The organism is Exiguobacterium sp. s133, assembly GCF_018618595.1.
In the GTDB taxonomy this organism is placed as follows: Bacteria; Bacillota; Bacilli; order Exiguobacteriales; family Exiguobacteriaceae; genus Exiguobacterium_A; species Exiguobacterium_A oxidotolerans.
The window spans coordinates 142,003-157,811 of the sequence record NZ_JACSMK010000004.1 but is presented as its reverse complement, the minus strand read 5'-3'; the positions used below and the strand labels follow the sequence as shown (position 1 = coordinate 157,811).

The window sequence follows — 15,809 nt, the reverse complement described above, 5'->3', positions numbered from 1 at the left end:
CTTAAAAACGGAAATAAATGAACGGATTGAAGGTACTCGCGACGAGGGCAGATGTCGCAAGAAACAGTAACAACATCGCATAGCCATACTGAATCGTCTGGCCGACTTTCCCGAGCCGTTCGACGATCCACTGACCCAGTATTTTTGGTAGCGGTGTCGCAGCAAACGCGGCAAGCAGTAAGATGACACCATTTTGGACGAGCTGGTAACTGGCACGTTCATCCCACACTTCTGTCGGGATAAACATCGCACGCAAGTACTCGAGTGCGTCCGGAAATGTCGTTGCACGGAAAAAGACCCAGCCGACTAACACAAGAATGAATGTCCAAATCGTCGAAATGACGGGGACACGGCGTAATAATTTCCCGAGAAATGCTTTCTCGAGCATAATCCATATCCCGTAGTACGCACCCCAGGCGACGAACGTCCAACTCGCACCATGCCAGAGGCCCGTCAGCATCCAGACGACTGCAAGATTTCGATACTGTTTGAGCGGCGAGACACGATTGCCGCCAAGCGGGATATAGACGTAATCACGGAACCATGAGCCGAGTGAGATATGCCAACGTCGCCAAAACTCCGAGACGGACTTCGCGATGTAGGGATAGTTGAAGTTTTCCAAAAAATGAAATCCGAACATCAGTCCGAGTCCAATCGCCATGTCGCTATATCCCGAAAAATCAAAGTAAATTTGTAGCGCATAGGCGATGATGCCGATCCATGCCAGACCCATCGACAAATCATTCATCTTGAAGACGGCATCTGCCACTTGCCCGCAGCCATTCGCTAAAATCAATTTTTTCGACAACCCGATAATAAAGCGGCGGACACCAAGTGCGAAATCAGGTAATGTCTCTTGCCGATCGTTGATTTCATTTGCGACCGTCTCGTAGCGGACGATTGGCCCGGCAATCAATTGCGGAAATAACGCGATATACAAAGCTAAATCAAGCGGGTTTTTTTGGACTTTCCCCGCTTCCCGGTAGACATCGATGACGTAACTCATCGCCTGAAACGTAAAGAAGGAAATCCCGATCGGTAACACGACTTCCGGAACAAACAGTTCCACCTGAAACGTTTGATTCAAAGACGCCATGAAAAAGCCACTGTACTTGAACCACCCGAGTAAAGCGAGGTTCGTGATGACCATACTCGCCATGACAGGTTTGATGCCGACACGGTGCCGGTACGTATCGACCATCAGGGCAAACAAATAGTTGATCAGGATACTCGCGAGCATCAGTAAAACGAACTTCGGTTCTCCCCAAGCGTAAAAGAAAAGGCTCGCTACAAGGAGCCAGCCGTTACGAAAAAATCGTGGCACTAGATGATAGACAAGCAGGACGACCGGTAAAAACACAAATAAGAAAATCGTCGAACTAAACAGCATAGTGAGGATCCTCCTGTTTCAGTTGAATACGTTCAGCGATCTTCAACTCGGTCAGTTGGATCCGGACGTCACCTGCTACGAGAAACTTAAAGGCAATTTTAAAATACTGTGCCCCTTTCATCCGCTCCAGTTGAATCTGAAGATCAGTTGCTCCGTCGAGCATGACGAACTCCGACTCCGACCCCATGCGTTTTTTATTTCCGTATTGCATCTTAAAGAGTTGGACTTGACAAGGAACATCGGTTTCAAAACGACACGTCACATGAATGACGTCCGCCTGTCCGAAAGCGGCATCTTGGCGGTACAGCTTTGACGGCGGATACTGGAAACCTTGATCAAACAATTGGATATACAATTTATCCGCATCCGTCGCCGCCTGGAAATCGAACAACACACCAACCGCTTCGTCTTCTAACAGAATCTTTTCTTGACTTCCCTGCGGAAAAAAATGATAACTTGCTAAATGAAACGTACGTGCTGTTCTCATACCGGGACCTCGCTCATGATCGCGTCAACGATACGTTCCGCCGCATGACCGTCACCGTAAGGATTCGCGGCCTGTGCCATCCCCTGATACATTTCTTCATCCGTCAATAAGCGATGACTCATCTCAAAAATACGTTCCGGATTTGTCCCGACAAGTTTTAATGTCCCGGCTGCAACACCTTCCGGCCGTTCTGTCGTCTCCCGCAGAACAAGTACTGGTACACCGAGCGATGGCGCTTCTTCTTGGATACCGCCGGAGTCTGTCAAAATAAACGTTGCCCGGGCCGCTAAGTTATGAAAATCAAACACATCGAGTGGGTCAATCAAGTGAATGCGCGGATGGTGTTTCAATTGCTCCGCCGCTTCGAGCACGATTGGGTTCGGATGGACGGGGTAGACGATTTCAATATCTGCATGCGTCTCTGCCAACCGTTCGATGGCATCAAAGATGTGCGACAGCTGGAGGTGATTTTCGCGCCGGTGGACGGTCAGTAAAATTAACTTGCGTCCGCTCGCCTCTAAGTCCGTTAAGACTGGGTGCGTATAGTCGGACGAGACGGTTGTCTTGAGCGCATCGATGACGGTGTTCCCGGTCACGATGATCGGTGTCTGTTTATGCTCGCGTCGGAGATTTTCCGCTGCTTGATCTGTCGGTGCAAAATGAAAATCAGCCAGCACACCTGTCAATTGACGATTCATCTCTTCCGGGAATGGTGCATATTTTTGGTAGGTCCGTAATCCCGCCTCGACATGTCCGACCGGAATTTGTTGGTAAAAAGCAGCGAGCGAAGCAGCGAACGTCGTTGTCGTATCCCCATGGACTAACACGAGATCGGGTTGCTCCTTTTCGAGGACACGACGCATCGCATTCAAAATCCGTGCCGTCATTTCTTCGAGTGTTTGCCGTGGACGCATCAAATCTAAATCGTGATCGGGAACAATCTGGAACAACTCCAAGACTTGATCAAGCATCTCACGATGTTGCGCCGTGACGACGACGATCGGCTCGACACCTTCGCGCGCCTCAAGTGCTTTGACGACGGGCGCCATTTTAATCGCTTCCGGTCTCGTTCCAAATACAAGCATGACTTTTTTCATCCATTCCATCCCCTATTCCTTATTCATGATGACAATTCAATCGTCTCGCCACGGACGGACCGTTCGATTTCATCACTTCGTCCTGTCCGTTTTTTTGCCACGTAATGGGCAACTTGCTTTTTCGATAACTGTTTATGCCAGTAGAGATACTTGTTGTACTCCGCCATCGTCTCTGCGGTTGGTCCGAACATCCGGACTTCGCCGTATTCGAGCCATAAGACTTTTGAACAAAAACTTTTGACCTGACTGAGCGAATGACTGATGAAGAAAATCGTTTTCCCTTGATCACGAAACTCGCGCATCTTATCCAAGCATTTTTCCGTAAACGTCTGATCGCCGACCGATAAGGCTTCGTCGATAATCAAGATATCTGGATTGATGTTGATGGAAATCGCAAACCCTAAGCGGGCCCGCATCCCGCTCGAATACGTTTTGACCGGCTGGTCGATGAATTCCCCGATGTCGGCGAATTCTAAAATGTCTGGAGTGATCATTCGGATTTGTTTTTTGTTCAGTCCCATCATCAGCCCCTTGAGCTCGATATTGTCGCGCCCCGTCAACTGATTGTTCAATCCGCTCGAGATGGCAATTAAGGCTGACTTACCACGCAACGTCACCTGCCCGTACGTCGGAGGCGTGACGTTCGCAAGGAGATGTGACAACGTCGATTTCCCGCTTCCGTTGATGCCGACGACACCAACGATTTCACCTTGTTCGACTGAAAACGATACATTCTTTAAGGCATAGAACGGCTTTCCGCTCATCTTGCCAAATAAAACCTCTTTTAACTTATCAATCGGACGCGAATACAAGACGTATCGCTTCGAGACATTTTCAAACACGACATGACTCATCTTCGTTCCTCCTACACATAATCAATGAAATAACGACGGAATCGGATATGGACGGTTGCACCTGTCATTAAAATCACTGCGGTAATGCTCCAAAAATAACAGCCGTACCAAAGATGCTCCATCAAATACCCCGTTCCGATTAAGGCTGAACGATACCCTTCGATCAAATAGACGAGTGGATTGATCATCAACAACGTCTTAAAGATGGAATGATCGGGTGGGACCCACATGATTGGCGTCAAATACATCAACATCCGCATGCCTGATGTGACCATGTTTTGGACATCCCGGACCATCGTCGCGAGCGCCGACAACAGGAGCGAGACCGCATATAAGAAAATGATTCCTGCCGGTATGATGTACAACAGTTCGAACGTATGCCATCCCGGAAAATAACTAAAGGCAGCTCCAAGAATGATTGTCAGGAGGACCATCGCAATGTGCCGATAAAATTGTGCCAAAATGACATAGGCCGGAATCGTACTCAACGGGAAATGCATCTTTGAGACGAGCGCGACCCGTCCATAGATGGAACGGGACCCACTCGGAATCGTACTTCCGATAAAGAACCAGGCAATCAATCCACTGACTAACCATAAGACAAACGGAATCCCGTCAACCGGGTGTCCACCTCGAATGCCAAAACCGAAGACGACCCAGTAGACACCGATTTGCAACAACGGCGTCATGATTTCCCAAAACCACCCGAGGTATTGCATGCTGTATTGGCTTTTTGTCTCATAGAGTGAAAGACGTACGATCAGGTAAAGATGATCTTTCAACTCATTGAGAACAGTACGGACGCTCTTCATATCGCTTCAGCGTCTACTTTCATCGTGTTATGTGTATGCAAGTTACCGAAGTTAAGGACCATGATGTCTTCAAGCTCTCCGACGACGCCTTTCGTATCGAATAAGACTGGTGTCCGCATTTGGTTTTTCAGACGACGTGAATCAAATGCCTTGAATTCATCGTGATCGACAAGGACAAGGGCAAGGTCAGCTCCTTGGATTGCTTCAATCTCGTCGACTAATGTGAAGCGTGACGAAATCGAGCGTTCGACGTGCGGATCACAGACTGCGACATCGAGTCCACGATCTAGTAATTGTTCGATGACTTCGACTGCCGGACTTTCCCGCATATCATCAACGTTTCCTTTATACGTGACACCGAAGACAGCAATTTTCGGACGGACACGGTTGGCGACGAGGCGTTCTGCTTGATCCGCAACGAAACGGGGCATGTTGACATTCGTATCACGCGCCGTATGGATGATTCGTGCAAGCGACGGCGCCTTCGCGACGATGAAGTACGGATCGACGGCAAGACAATGTCCTCCGACACCCGGTCCCGGATGATGCAAGTTAACGCGTGGGTGCATGTTTGCCATCTCAATGACATCGAGGACGTTAATTTTAAGTTGGTGACACACTTGTGTTAATTCGTTCGCAAGTGCGATGTTGACGTCACGGAATGTATTTTCCATCAACTTTGACATCTCTGCCGTCTTCGCATCCGTCTGGACGATTTCTCCCTGGACGAAAGTCCGGTAGACAGCGGCCCCGGCCTTGGCACACGCTTCCGTCAGTCCCCCAACAATCCGGTTGTTATGAATCAATTCATGAAGAATTTGTCCCGGTAAAACCCGTTCCGGACAATGGACGACGAACACGTCTTCGCCAATCTTAAAGCCCGCTTCTTCAATCAATGGTCGTACATGGTCATCCATCGTCCGTGGTGCGATTGTTGATTCGACGATGACGACGTTCCCTTTTTCTAAGTGTGGCAGCAGATTGCGTACTGCTGAAATGACATATTTCAAGTCACATGATTTGTACGTATCGTCAAGGTTCGGCGTCGGAACGGCAACCAGAAAGACATCAGCTTGTTCCGGCGTTAATGTCGCACGGAACGTACCGTTCGCGACGACTCGTTTGATGACGTCTTCTAAGCCTGGTTCTTCAATATGGATATCTCCTGCATTCAACATTTGAACGATTCGCGGGTCGATATCGACACCGACTACTTCTGTGCCGTGATCTGCGAACATCGCAGAAGAAGGTAATCCAATATATCCAAGTCCGATTGTACAAAGTTTCATTTTGTCATTCCTCCATCTAGTGTGTAGTTCACGTCAAACCTTGCATCGAACATGACGTGGCTGTACCTAGACCATACCGACAATTCCTAGTGTTTCCAATGGTTCTAACCATCTCTTAAACCATTCTTCACAGACCTTACATTCGCCGTATTTTCTGTACTTTACGTAAAGGTTGTAAAGAATCGACGAACACGTTGACGAACCTTGTATGATACCGACCATATCCACATCAAACGTTCTCCATTTGTGTGGTTTCACTTGGTATTAGCTGTAACTTTAATTGACTTCAGGTGCTGTTCCCGCTGAAACAGCCGCATATACCGCTAAGAGATGTTGTTTTTCCTCGTCCCAGTTGTACCGTCTTCTCGCCTCTTCCGCTCGGCTTTTCATCTGATTGCGTAACGAATCATCCGCTATCAAGCGATTGACGGCTTGCGCAATCGACTCCGGCGACTCGACATCGACAATCAAACCGACCTGTTCCGTTTCGACGACCCGGCGAATTTCTGGTAAGTCTGCCGCGACGACCGGGACAAGTGCTGCCATATATTCGAATAATTTATTCGATGAGGCTGAATAATGGTTAAAGCAGACGTTTTGTAAGACTTGGAACCCAATCGTCGCTGCCGCTGTATAACTCGGCAACTGATTTAGTGGTACTTTATCGATGAAATAAATCCGCTCACGCGCTGAAGATTCCGCGGCTAAGCGTTGCAAATGTGTTTTGATTTTACCATCGCCAACAAATAATAAAGTTCCGTTCGTCACGGATGGCATCGCCTCAATCAATCGTTCCAGTCCGCGCCCTTCTTGAATCCCGCCTTGATAAAGCAAAATCGGTTCCGCACGGTCGAGACCGAGTTCTGTGTGCAGCGAACGTGCCGCCGGGATCGTTTCCTGATAAAACGGATAATTATGAAGAACCGTCGGCCGGCTTCCGTACAGTTGCTGGTGATAATCCGCTCTTGTATCATTTTCGACCATCGTCCAATCAACGAAACGCAACAGGATACGCTCAAGGATTCCTTGTCCCTTTCCGTATCCTGTCCGGTCGGTTTGCACTTCGTGTGAATCATAGACGACTTTTGCCTGACGTTTTGCTAAAATCGCTTGCGGTAACGTATTTAAATCATTGGCGTGCATGACATCGTATTGACGCTGTCTTGCGGCGCGCGTCATCCGGATGATGCCAAAGCTGTTATAAAGCGCATAGCGTAAAAAGCGGCTTTTTTGTAACAGATAGAGCATGAGCAAGACGGGAATCAACCACGGAATCAGTACCAACACTCCGATAGCCGCGACTAGCGTAACCGGTGACCGTTTCCGAAAACGCGACAGCACACCGGCAAGTGGTGGTGTGCGATCAATCCGAAGAATGCGGAAACCTGCTGGATGCTGCTCGATTTTCGGTAACGTTCCGTCATTTAAACAGTACAAGTCGACCTGATACGCAGCATCAGCAAGGGCGGTACATTCCCTTAACACACGGGCATCGTTCGTAAAAGTGTTCCAAACAAACATTCCGACACGTTTCATCCCTTCACCTCCACTGTCTGTTGACAAGTTTGACGAATCGCTTCAAACAGTCGCTCTTCATTTTGTTCCCAGTCAAAATGTGTTTGGACGTAGGAGACGCCAGAGCGTCCCATCAATGCCCGTTCTTCCGGATTGTTTGCGAGATGACGAATCTGCCGGACGATCTCGTCCCGGCTGCGGTCACGCGATACGACACCAGCACCCGATGCTTCAATCACTTTTGCGGCATGTCCGGAAACAGCGCCGACGATGGCACATCCCATCGCCATATAATCGATGATTTTCCCTGGTGTGACCGTGTCGAATGCCGTGCTCTCGACAAGCGTCGCAAAGGCGATGTCACTTTTAGCGAGCTGTTTCAATGCGTCCCAACGCGGCATCGCGTTCATGAAGTGGATGTTCGTCAGTTTCCGCTCTGCAATCAACTTCTCGAATTTTTCCTTATGGTATCCGTAACCAACGACATGGAATTCAATGTTTCTGTCGACCATCAACCGTTCCGCCACATCAAGTAATAAAAAGACATCTTGTGCCAGTCCGATGTTTCCCGTGTAGACAACGCGGACCTGTTCCGAGACATGACGCCGTTTAATCAACCACTCATTTTCTTCAATCGAATTCGGAATGTAGTGAATACGCGATGCGTCAATCCCCTTCTGTTCGATATAGGACCGAAACCCTTCGCTGTTGATGACGATTTGATCCGCTTGATGATACATCCATTTTTCAAGCCAGTACAATGGTCTCAATAACAGGCGTGATTTCGTGATGCCGACACCGACGAGTGATTCCGGCCATAAATCACGGACATCTAAAATTAGCGGTGCCTGTTTGACATGTTTCGCGACGACACCGACCAGTCCCATAAAAATCGAAGGTGTTGTCGCATAGATATATTCGTACTGTTTTGGATCTTGCCGCACTTCTTTGATCGCTAAGAAAAACTGTTCGATGAAGAGGTGGAGTCGTTTCCACAAATTAGTCGTCGCCCGGACATCGCGTGGTTGAATCCGTGTGATGTGCGCGGCGTCAAGCGTCGGTTCGTCCCAAAACATCGCATCCGTATAGAGTTCCGCCGTCGGATAAAGCGGCTCTGACGTCAAGACATGGACGTCACTGCCCCGTTGTTCCATCCGTTTAAAAATATTTTTCATCCGATTCGCAGCACTTCCGATTTCCGGATAGAAGTTTTGACAAATCATCAACACGTTCATCGACGCCTTGCCTGTCTTCGTGATAGTTTTCGTCTGAGCTTCCAGTAACGGACGATGACTTTTCCTAATTTTGAATTTGCGAGTGACCGGTATTTTGATTTCCATGCTTCATTCGCCTCCAGCACTTCCATGTTCGAAACGAGTGCCTCCTCGTAACGTTTGAGCACTAACGTATATTGGTGCGCAAGTTGTTCCAGCTGTTGATTCATCTCGCTTACTTGGTGTTCCAGTTTCACCTGTTCATTCGATTGTTCCACCATCCGCAATTCAATTTCCGCTACGTGTTGCACTTTTTGTTCCAGCCGCTTGTTGACTTGTTTTAGACGGATGACTTCCGCTAGGTGCATCCGCTCGACAGTCTCAAACGAATCTTCGAGCCAGTCGACTTCTTCTGCAGACAACATCCGGACCGGTTGTACATCTTCCTGAACGACAAGCGTCACGCCAAGCCACTTATCCAACCGTTCGATTTTTTCAATCGTGCCATAAGGTGTTACTTGTTCGACAAGTCGTTTCAAATAATAAGTCCGCTTATGATCGGCGTAATCATTAACGCCGAACGGAACGGTCACGACAAGACGTCCACCTGGTTTGACGAGTGTATATGCCTGCTGAATCACCCGTTCCGGTTCACCGATGTGCTCGAGTACTTCTGTCATCAAAACCGTATCGAATTGCCGGTTTGCTGAAAAAGACATGATGTTCGCTTCACTGAACATGACGACGGATTGGACAGATGCCGCTTCTTCTTTTAATGCAGACGTTGCTTCAGCGATTGCTTCCGGAGAGACGTCGATTCCTGTGACATGTTTCCCTTCGCGTCCGAGTAAAATCGGGACGAGTCCCCCTGAGCACCCGACATCAAGGATGTCTTCTCCCTTCGCCTCACGTATTATCCAGTGGATGCGCGCCCGGACCTTTTTTCCGAACGCGATCCCTAACTGGTCATAATAGGCGGCACGAACTTGATCCTTTGGTCGTTTCATTCCTGCTGTGCCCGTCATGCCGTGACCTCCTCTAATAACAATTCTTGAATCGCATCCGTCTTACCCGCATCCGCTAATTCGACGAACTGCCGGACTAACGGTGCCGTTAGTTGAATCGGTTCATAAAACCCGACAATCGTCCGTAATAAGGCAACACTTGGTCCAAAGTCCTTATCGCTGCATTGGCGCAGCTTGACCAAATACCAGTGTTCGAAGAAATGCTCAAAACGTTTCGTCTTGTATTGGTCGAGCACACCATATTTTGCAAACTTCTCTGCTCGTGCCCGTTCACGGAGGACACTGCGCTCAAAGAAGCGGACCGTCAACGAGTTAACCGTCGAGCCGGCGACTGCCGCGTAATAATAATGCACGACGCGGTTCACAAGCAGAACACGCTCCGCCCGTAACATCATCTCTTGGAAAAATAACGAGTCTTGACCGACGGCTCCGACGACCTGTTCCAGCTGATGTTTGACGAGGAAATCGCGCTTGACGACCAATGCTTGAATGCTTTGCACGGCAAAACGATGTTCAAGCAGATAGGCACGGGGGTCTTCACAAACGGTTCGTCCCTTTTTCCGAATCGTCGGCAAGGCGATGATGCTCGTCTTCTCCGCTAACTTTTTCATATGACCGACTGCAAAATCCAGCTCCCGGTCATTGTCAAGTTCATTCAACAACTCCGCATAACGGTCACTGAGCACTTCATTGTCCGGATCCAAAAAGGCTACCCGGTCGGCACGCGCCAGTTCGACACCTTTGTTACGAGGACGTGATGCACTTCCGCTCCCGCCTGTTTCAAAGAAGTAAGTCGTCACGTTCCCGTGTCGCCGTCCAATTCGTTCGACGGCTTGAATCGTCCCGAAATCCGTCGACCCGTCGTCGACAAGCACGATTTCCGTTTCGTCAAAACGATTCATCCGCTTCAAGCTCGCAAAACACTTATACATCAAATGAGGGCCGTTGTTATAAATCGGCACGACGACTGACAAGACCGGCGCAAGGAGCGGCTCCGTTTGATACTGTTCATTCCACTCGAAGCGATCCAGCATGAGCGTCCGTCCGGATAACGTTCCGCTGACAAACTGTTCAAACGGGACATGCTCCCGCCAGACCATCGCTCCGGTATCTGCGCCTGACGTCTCAAAGACTTCATAAGCGGCTTGTCCGCTGAGCGATTTCCGGACGATATCGGCATCGGCAAACTTAAAGCCGTTGCGTAAATCTTCGAGGTAATATTCCCCGTACGACTCGCCGCCGTCGAGCAGGGCAACAAGATCGGCTTTTCCATATTCCCTTTCCGTCAACTCGGACAGGTGACAAATAGCATCCGCTTCAATCGATTGCTTGGCAATCTGCTGTTCAAGAGCCGGTGTCGGATTGCGTAAGACGACGAGCAGGCGACGCGCCGGTTGCGGTTGATTGAGTTTCAACATCCGCGCCAATTGATCGACCCGGTCAAACACCGTGTGACTCGACATGACGGAACGAATTCCTTCAGCACGCAATTGCTCAATGTCTTCTTCAGATGTCCGTTCGACGATTGCTTTGATTTCCTGTTGATCGTGAACTGTAAATACGTTTGGAAACAGATTGTTGACGGCGATACTATAATTCGAAATGATTAGATTCCCAAGTGCCTGCGATTCAAAAATCCGGCGCGCACACATCGTTTTACTGTATTTGATGCTATTGAGATTCAACACCCAGTCGTAACATTTGCTCACCTGCTGAAGCGCATCATACGGAATCGCAGGGGCAACCCGTTTGACGTACCGGTCCGGGAAATGATAGTCCGGTAAGCCGAGGTGATAGTTGCGGTCGACGATATCGAGCTGATGCGATGAGCTCATCACCCCATCGAATAGCACTTCCGTATCCTTGACACGTTCTGGATACTTCGCCATCCAGCTCCCGGCGAACAAGACATGATTTTTCCGGCTTCGGGTTGCGCCAAGCGGATTATGGATCAGCGGATTCACACCGAACGAGACCGCTTCAATCCGGTCATGGCCACAAAGCACTTGATATTCCGGAAGCATCGCTTCGTCCGATGTCAGCACATAATCGGCTTGTTTTGCCAGCTCACTGAAACGGTCGAAGTTACTCGGGTCTTCCGTTGACTGGAAGACAATCGGAATCCCTTGTTGTTTCACCTCTCGCATCATCTGGAGGAGTAATGTTCTTTTTTTCGATTTCGGTGTCGCGACCCCTTTCCAGTCATCCCCCTGCAAGCCTTTCCATGACGTGATGACTAAAAAGAGATCGATTTTACGACTAAAGACATCCTCAAACGTGTCTGCATTCACATAATGGAGATGGAACGCATCTTGATAATAGGCATGCATGAACTCGGAACAGACGACAGCTACTTCAAGCGGTCGCGGCTCATAGTAACGTGACTGACTCCGAAGCGGAATCGATTGGTAGTCGATCGTATCGAGTAATTGTTGATTACTCTCTTCTTGATAGCGCTTCGTTTTTGTTTCAACCGGCTTGTTTGACGGACGAATCGTCTTAGCCGTTCCCAACGATCCTAACTGTTGTAATGTCTCGAACGCAGTCGAACTCGCTGCTGGTTCCGTCTTCAATCGCTGTTGTTCAGCACGGACCCAACTTAGCTGTTGCGTCACTTTTCTTTTCCACTGTTGTCTATTCACGTTCAAAACACCCTTCCTGCTTGATCTCTTTTCAGTGTACGAGAGCAATTCAAAGGGCACTTAAATCCCTTGCAAGGTTTTTGTAAAGAGTTGATGAATGTTCTCCAGTATTTCCTTATATTCCAGTTGAGAAGATGACTGATTGGCATGGACTGTAGTTTGTTCGTGACTTACTTTTGAATAATTAGGCAATAAAATATGATGAGCACTTCATTAGTTTCAGAATCAGATAGACGGGTAAATCTTAAGAAGATTCGAAAAAGAGAAAGGAATGAATTTTACCATGAATGAAAAAAAAGAGAATTTACCAAATGAACAGGCAGACGTCGGTCTTCACCCAGATCCTGAACCGGCTGAAACATCAGACCCCGGCATCAAGCCTGCTGAGACACAACACCCCGATCCAGATTTAGAAGAATTGAAAGACGATCAAAAAAAATCATGATCGACGTTACACGTCGTACCTAAAAAAAGAAGCGTCGGACGATTCAATTACGAATCGTCCGACGCTTCTTTTTTTAGGTACGTTTTTACATACAAAGTCTACACTTTACAGTTTCACGAGTAACTTTCCTGTGTTCGAACCATCGAACAGACCTAGGAATGCATCCGGAACGTTATCGAAACCTTCAAAAATCGTTTCTTCATATTTCAATTCACCGGCACTGACCCATTTCCCTAACTGTTCTGCCGCTTCCTTGAAACGTTTTCCATAATCCCCGACTAAGAAGCCTTGCATCCGTGCCCGTGAAGCAATCAATTTTGATTGTACGCGAGGTCCGATGTTCTCTTTTTCATTATATCCAGAAATCGCGCCACAGACCGGAATACGGGCAAACGGATTCAAACGGTCAATGACCGCGTCCCCAATCTCGCCTCCGACATTCTCAAAGTAGACGTCCACTCCACTCGGACACGTGCGGTCAAGTGCTTCGCCGACGTCTTCCGTTTTGTAGTTGATGACTTCATCAAAACCAAGTTGCTCTTTTAGGTAGGTCGTTTTTTCATCGCTTCCCGCGATTCCAACGACACGAGCACCTTTGATTTTGGCGATTTGACCGACGATTGATCCGACAGCCCCGGCCGCAGCCGACACGACAACCGTTTCACCTGGCTGCGGGTTACCGATATCCAGTAAACCAAAGTAAGCCGTCATCCCTGTCATACCGAGTACGCCGAGCGCTGTCGATACAGGTGCGAGCGACGCATCAATTTTCCGAACAGTTTTTGCATCGACAACAAGTTTCGTTGCCCAGTCGAGCATTCCGACGACGATATCCCCTTCTTTAAGAGCATCACTACGTGACTCGATGACTTTCGCGACGACACCCCCTTGAACCGGTGCGTCCAGCTCAAATGGTTGCGAGTATGAACGTGCATCATTCATCCGCCCGCGCATGTATGGATCAACTGAAATGTAGAGTGTCTCGAGCAAGACTTGTCCCGCGTCTGGTGCGTTTAGTTCGATTGATTCATACCGAAACGTTTCACGCGTCGGACGTCCTTCAGGTCTTTTTGCTAAAACGATTTGTTGTTCTGCCATTTCATTCATCCTCTCTAATATCTTTTACCCTTTTACTCTACCAGTCCTTTTCACGGAGTGCGAACAGAATGCACTCATCAATTCACAGAAAATTCCTATTTCTTCTTGACGTGTTCTTTCCTGTCGCGTAAGATAAAAAACAATTCATAGCTTTTATGCTGTTATGCACAAAAGCATTACATAAGGAGTGTATTCCCATCGAATCTTCTACAACACGAATCAATCGTCAGTTCGGTATCCATGTACTGAACGGACTCAGTATCGGAATTTTAGTTGCACTAATCCCAGGTGCTCTGCTCGGCGAACTCGCCAAAGCATTATTACCTTACTTCGCGCCCGCTCAACACATCATCGACTCGACTACGATTGCGATGCGCTTGTTACCGATGGTCATCGGTGTTGCCGTCGCCATGCAATTCAAGACGACTCCAATCGAAACCGCCTCGATTGGTCTAGCGACCGTCGTCGGTTCAGGTGTCGCAACACGGACGGAAACAGCCGGTTTTTTATTCGTCGGTACGGGTGATGTCATCAACGCAGGTGTAACAGCTGCCATCGCAACCGCACTTGTCTTATGGATTGGAAATCGTTTTAAAACCTACACTGTTCTCGTCATACCGACGTTGATCATTGTCGGTGCAGGCGGGATCGGCGTCCTTACATATCCGTTCGTCACTAAAATCACTGCGGCGATCGGTCAAATGATCACTCAGTTCACTGTTCTGCAACCAATCTTGATGGGCGTCCTGTTAGCGGTCACGTTTTCTGTTTTGATTGTCTCTCCCCTATCGACCGTCGGGATTGCGACAGCCATCAGTCTCTCCGGCATTGCGGCAGGCGCTGCAAACCTCGGTGTCTGTGCAGCTGGATTCGGTCTTGCAATCGCAGGCTGGAAGGCAAATTCTCGCGGAACGTCGATTGCGCATTTTTTAGGATCACCGAAAATTCAGATGGCAAACTTCATTCGAAATCCCATCATGATCGTTCCCGTCATGTGTAGTGCCGCTGTTCTCGGCGGGTTAGCCGGGATTTTAGGGATTCAAGGAACACCGTTTAGCGCCGGCTTCGGTATGTCCGGGTTGATCGGTCCAATCAATGCTTTGCATTTGATGGCAGGTGGATGGACATGGGCAAATGGACTGCTCGTCTTCGGATTATTCATTTTACTCCCGATTGTCCTCTGCTTATCCTTCCATCAGTTATTCCGTCGCTTCCGCCCCTGGACGAACCAGGAAGACTACCGACTCGATTTTGAATAATTAAAAGAAGCGGATTGCCGGTACCGGCAATCCGCTTCTTTTAATTAACATACTTTAAACAAACTTTAAGACATCTAACGGTTGTTTAAGCTGGTGGTCTGCGAGTTCCCATTCATCCGTCGTCCCGAAACCGAACCGGCAAATCGCAACCGGCATGTCAGCAATTCGTGCTGCTTCGATATCAGACGACCGGTCACCGACCATCAAGTACTCGACGTCTCCAAACTCTGCTCGATGTGCCGCTAAAATATCAGCTTTTTGTTTCCCGTTCACTGAACCTAAACATTTCGGACTCGTGAAAAACGGTCGGATGGCTTGACTGTCGAGGACAAGATTCATGTAGTGGACCCCGCAATTGCTTGCCGTCGAGACAATATGTCCTTGTTCCGTCAAGGTGCGGAGTAAATCCCGGACTCCTTCAAACAACACCTCTTGATCCTTCATTGTCTGTTCTAAATGATGATGACGCTTTTGGCGAATCAACCGAATGTCTTCTTCTGACGCATCCGGAATCGCCTTTTCCCAAAACGCACTTCCCGCCAGTCCGTAACTTGCCCGAACGCGGTCTTTTGATGGCTTTTCAAGATGCGGCATGTCTGCCATCGCAAGATGAATCGCCTCTGTCATCTGATTTGTCGAGTCGATCAATGTCCCATCAATATCAAATAAAATAACTGCCATG

At 48.5% G+C, this 15,809-nt stretch carries 14 protein-coding genes; 2 read left to right on the top strand and 12 right to left on the bottom strand.

The genetic code is table 11. The features are described from left to right. Window position 1: 1 nt before the first annotated feature. From KNP96_RS07710 to KNP96_RS16915, 10 genes are all read right to left on the bottom strand, one after another. Window positions 2-1,390: an MBOAT family O-acyltransferase gene (locus KNP96_RS07710; RefSeq protein ID WP_088836549.1), complete on the bottom strand. Its 1,389-nt coding sequence runs from the start codon at window positions 1,388-1,390 to the stop codon at window positions 2-4. After that, entirely contained in the window at window positions 1,380-1,877 is a 498-nt protein-coding gene (locus KNP96_RS07705; protein ID WP_088836548.1) for a hypothetical protein, read from the bottom strand. The genes KNP96_RS07710 and KNP96_RS07705 overlap by 11 nt, the downstream gene beginning before the upstream one ends. Continuing rightward, window positions 1,874-2,974: a non-hydrolyzing UDP-N-acetylglucosamine 2-epimerase gene (gene wecB, locus KNP96_RS07700; protein WP_088836547.1), complete on the bottom strand. Its 1,101-nt coding sequence runs from the start codon at window positions 2,972-2,974 to the stop codon at window positions 1,874-1,876. The genes KNP96_RS07705 and wecB overlap by 4 nt, the downstream gene beginning before the upstream one ends. 23 nt (window positions 2,975-2,997) lie before the next feature. Further along, entirely contained in the window at window positions 2,998-3,828 is an 831-nt protein-coding gene (locus KNP96_RS07695; protein ID WP_088836546.1) for an ABC transporter ATP-binding protein, read from the bottom strand. A gap of 11 nt (window positions 3,829-3,839) precedes the next feature. Continuing rightward, window positions 3,840-4,640: an ABC transporter permease gene (locus KNP96_RS07690; protein ID WP_088836545.1), complete on the bottom strand. Its 801-nt coding sequence runs from the start codon at window positions 4,638-4,640 to the stop codon at window positions 3,840-3,842. Then, window positions 4,637-5,929: a nucleotide sugar dehydrogenase gene (locus tag KNP96_RS07685; RefSeq protein ID WP_088836544.1), complete on the bottom strand. Its 1,293-nt coding sequence runs from the start codon at window positions 5,927-5,929 to the stop codon at window positions 4,637-4,639. Before KNP96_RS07685 ends, KNP96_RS07690 begins: the two co-directional genes overlap by 4 nt. Before the next feature lie 276 nt (window positions 5,930-6,205). After that, on the bottom strand, window positions 6,206-7,465 hold the full coding sequence (locus KNP96_RS07680) for a glycosyltransferase (protein WP_088836543.1): 1,260 nt from the start codon (window positions 7,463-7,465) through the stop codon (window positions 6,206-6,208). Continuing rightward, window positions 7,462-8,784, bottom strand: a complete 1,323-nt coding sequence (locus KNP96_RS07675; RefSeq protein WP_239456843.1) for a glycosyltransferase family 4 protein — start codon at window positions 8,782-8,784, stop codon at window positions 7,462-7,464. The genes KNP96_RS07680 and KNP96_RS07675 overlap by 4 nt, the downstream gene beginning before the upstream one ends. Further along, window positions 8,676-9,683 (bottom strand): class I SAM-dependent methyltransferase, encoded by a 1,008-nt coding sequence (locus KNP96_RS07670; RefSeq protein ID WP_088836541.1) that lies wholly within the window; start codon window positions 9,681-9,683, stop codon window positions 8,676-8,678. The genes KNP96_RS07675 and KNP96_RS07670 overlap by 109 nt, the downstream gene beginning before the upstream one ends. Next, window positions 9,680-12,325, bottom strand: a complete 2,646-nt coding sequence (locus KNP96_RS16915) for a glycosyltransferase (protein WP_088838440.1) — start codon at window positions 12,323-12,325, stop codon at window positions 9,680-9,682. Before KNP96_RS16915 ends, KNP96_RS07670 begins: the two co-directional genes overlap by 4 nt. A gap of 283 nt (window positions 12,326-12,608) precedes the next feature. Between KNP96_RS16915 and KNP96_RS07660 the strand changes: the two genes are divergently transcribed. Then, window positions 12,609-12,770: a hypothetical protein gene (locus KNP96_RS07660; protein WP_167331095.1), complete on the top strand. Its 162-nt coding sequence runs from the start codon at window positions 12,609-12,611 to the stop codon at window positions 12,768-12,770. A 105-nt stretch (window positions 12,771-12,875) separates the two neighbouring features. On the opposite strand, the gene KNP96_RS07655 is transcribed toward KNP96_RS07660, so the two are convergent. Further along, the gene (locus tag KNP96_RS07655) at window positions 12,876-13,868 is read right to left on the bottom strand and encodes an NADP-dependent oxidoreductase (RefSeq protein ID WP_088836540.1); all 993 of its coding nucleotides are present in this window, start codon (window positions 13,866-13,868) and stop codon (window positions 12,876-12,878) included. Between the two features lie 155 nt (window positions 13,869-14,023). Between KNP96_RS07655 and KNP96_RS07650 the strand changes: the two genes are divergently transcribed. Continuing rightward, on the top strand, window positions 14,024-15,127 hold the full coding sequence (locus KNP96_RS07650) for a PTS sugar transporter subunit IIC (RefSeq protein WP_239456841.1): 1,104 nt from the start codon (window positions 14,024-14,026) through the stop codon (window positions 15,125-15,127). A 54-nt stretch (window positions 15,128-15,181) separates the two neighbouring features. Here the strand turns inward: KNP96_RS07650 and KNP96_RS07645 are convergent, their stop codons facing one another. Then, window positions 15,182-15,808, bottom strand: a complete 627-nt coding sequence (locus KNP96_RS07645; RefSeq protein WP_088836539.1) for an HAD family hydrolase — start codon at window positions 15,806-15,808, stop codon at window positions 15,182-15,184. Window position 15,809 lies beyond the last annotated feature (1 nt).

What these genes read in the sequence shown, in the direction of transcription:
- KNP96_RS07655 (WP_088836540.1), bottom strand. Translation starts at nt 13,868, where the DNA reads ATGGCAGAACAACAAATCGTTTTAGCAAAAAGACCTGAAGGACGTCCG.
- KNP96_RS07680 (WP_088836543.1), bottom strand. Translation starts at nt 7,465, where the DNA reads ATGAAACGTGTCGGAATGTTTGTTTGGAACACTTTTACGAACGATGCC.
- KNP96_RS07695 (WP_088836546.1), bottom strand. Translation starts at nt 3,828, where the DNA reads ATGAGTCATGTCGTGTTTGAAAATGTCTCGAAGCGATACGTCTTGTAT.
- KNP96_RS07670 (WP_088836541.1), bottom strand. Translation starts at nt 9,683, where the DNA reads ATGACGGGCACAGCAGGAATGAAACGACCAAAGGATCAAGTTCGTGCC.
- KNP96_RS07710 (WP_088836549.1), bottom strand. Translation starts at nt 1,390, where the DNA reads ATGCTGTTTAGTTCGACGATTTTCTTATTTGTGTTTTTACCGGTCGTC.
- KNP96_RS07645 (WP_088836539.1), bottom strand. Translation starts at nt 15,808, where the DNA reads ATGGCAGTTATTTTATTTGATATTGATGGGACATTGATCGACTCGACA.
- KNP96_RS07650 (WP_239456841.1), top strand. Translation starts at nt 14,024, where the DNA reads ATGCTGTTATGCACAAAAGCATTACATAAGGAGTGTATTCCCATCGAA.
- KNP96_RS07690 (WP_088836545.1), bottom strand. Translation starts at nt 4,640, where the DNA reads ATGAAGAGCGTCCGTACTGTTCTCAATGAGTTGAAAGATCATCTTTAC.
- KNP96_RS07660 (WP_167331095.1), top strand. Translation starts at nt 12,609, where the DNA reads ATGAATGAAAAAAAAGAGAATTTACCAAATGAACAGGCAGACGTCGGT.
- KNP96_RS07675 (WP_239456843.1), bottom strand. Translation starts at nt 8,784, where the DNA reads ATGGAAATCAAAATACCGGTCACTCGCAAATTCAAAATTAGGAAAAGT.
- KNP96_RS07705 (WP_088836548.1), bottom strand. Translation starts at nt 1,877, where the DNA reads ATGAGAACAGCACGTACGTTTCATTTAGCAAGTTATCATTTTTTTCCG.
- KNP96_RS07685 (WP_088836544.1), bottom strand. Translation starts at nt 5,929, where the DNA reads ATGAAACTTTGTACAATCGGACTTGGATATATTGGATTACCTTCTTCT.
- wecB (WP_088836547.1), bottom strand. Translation starts at nt 2,974, where the DNA reads ATGAAAAAAGTCATGCTTGTATTTGGAACGAGACCGGAAGCGATTAAA.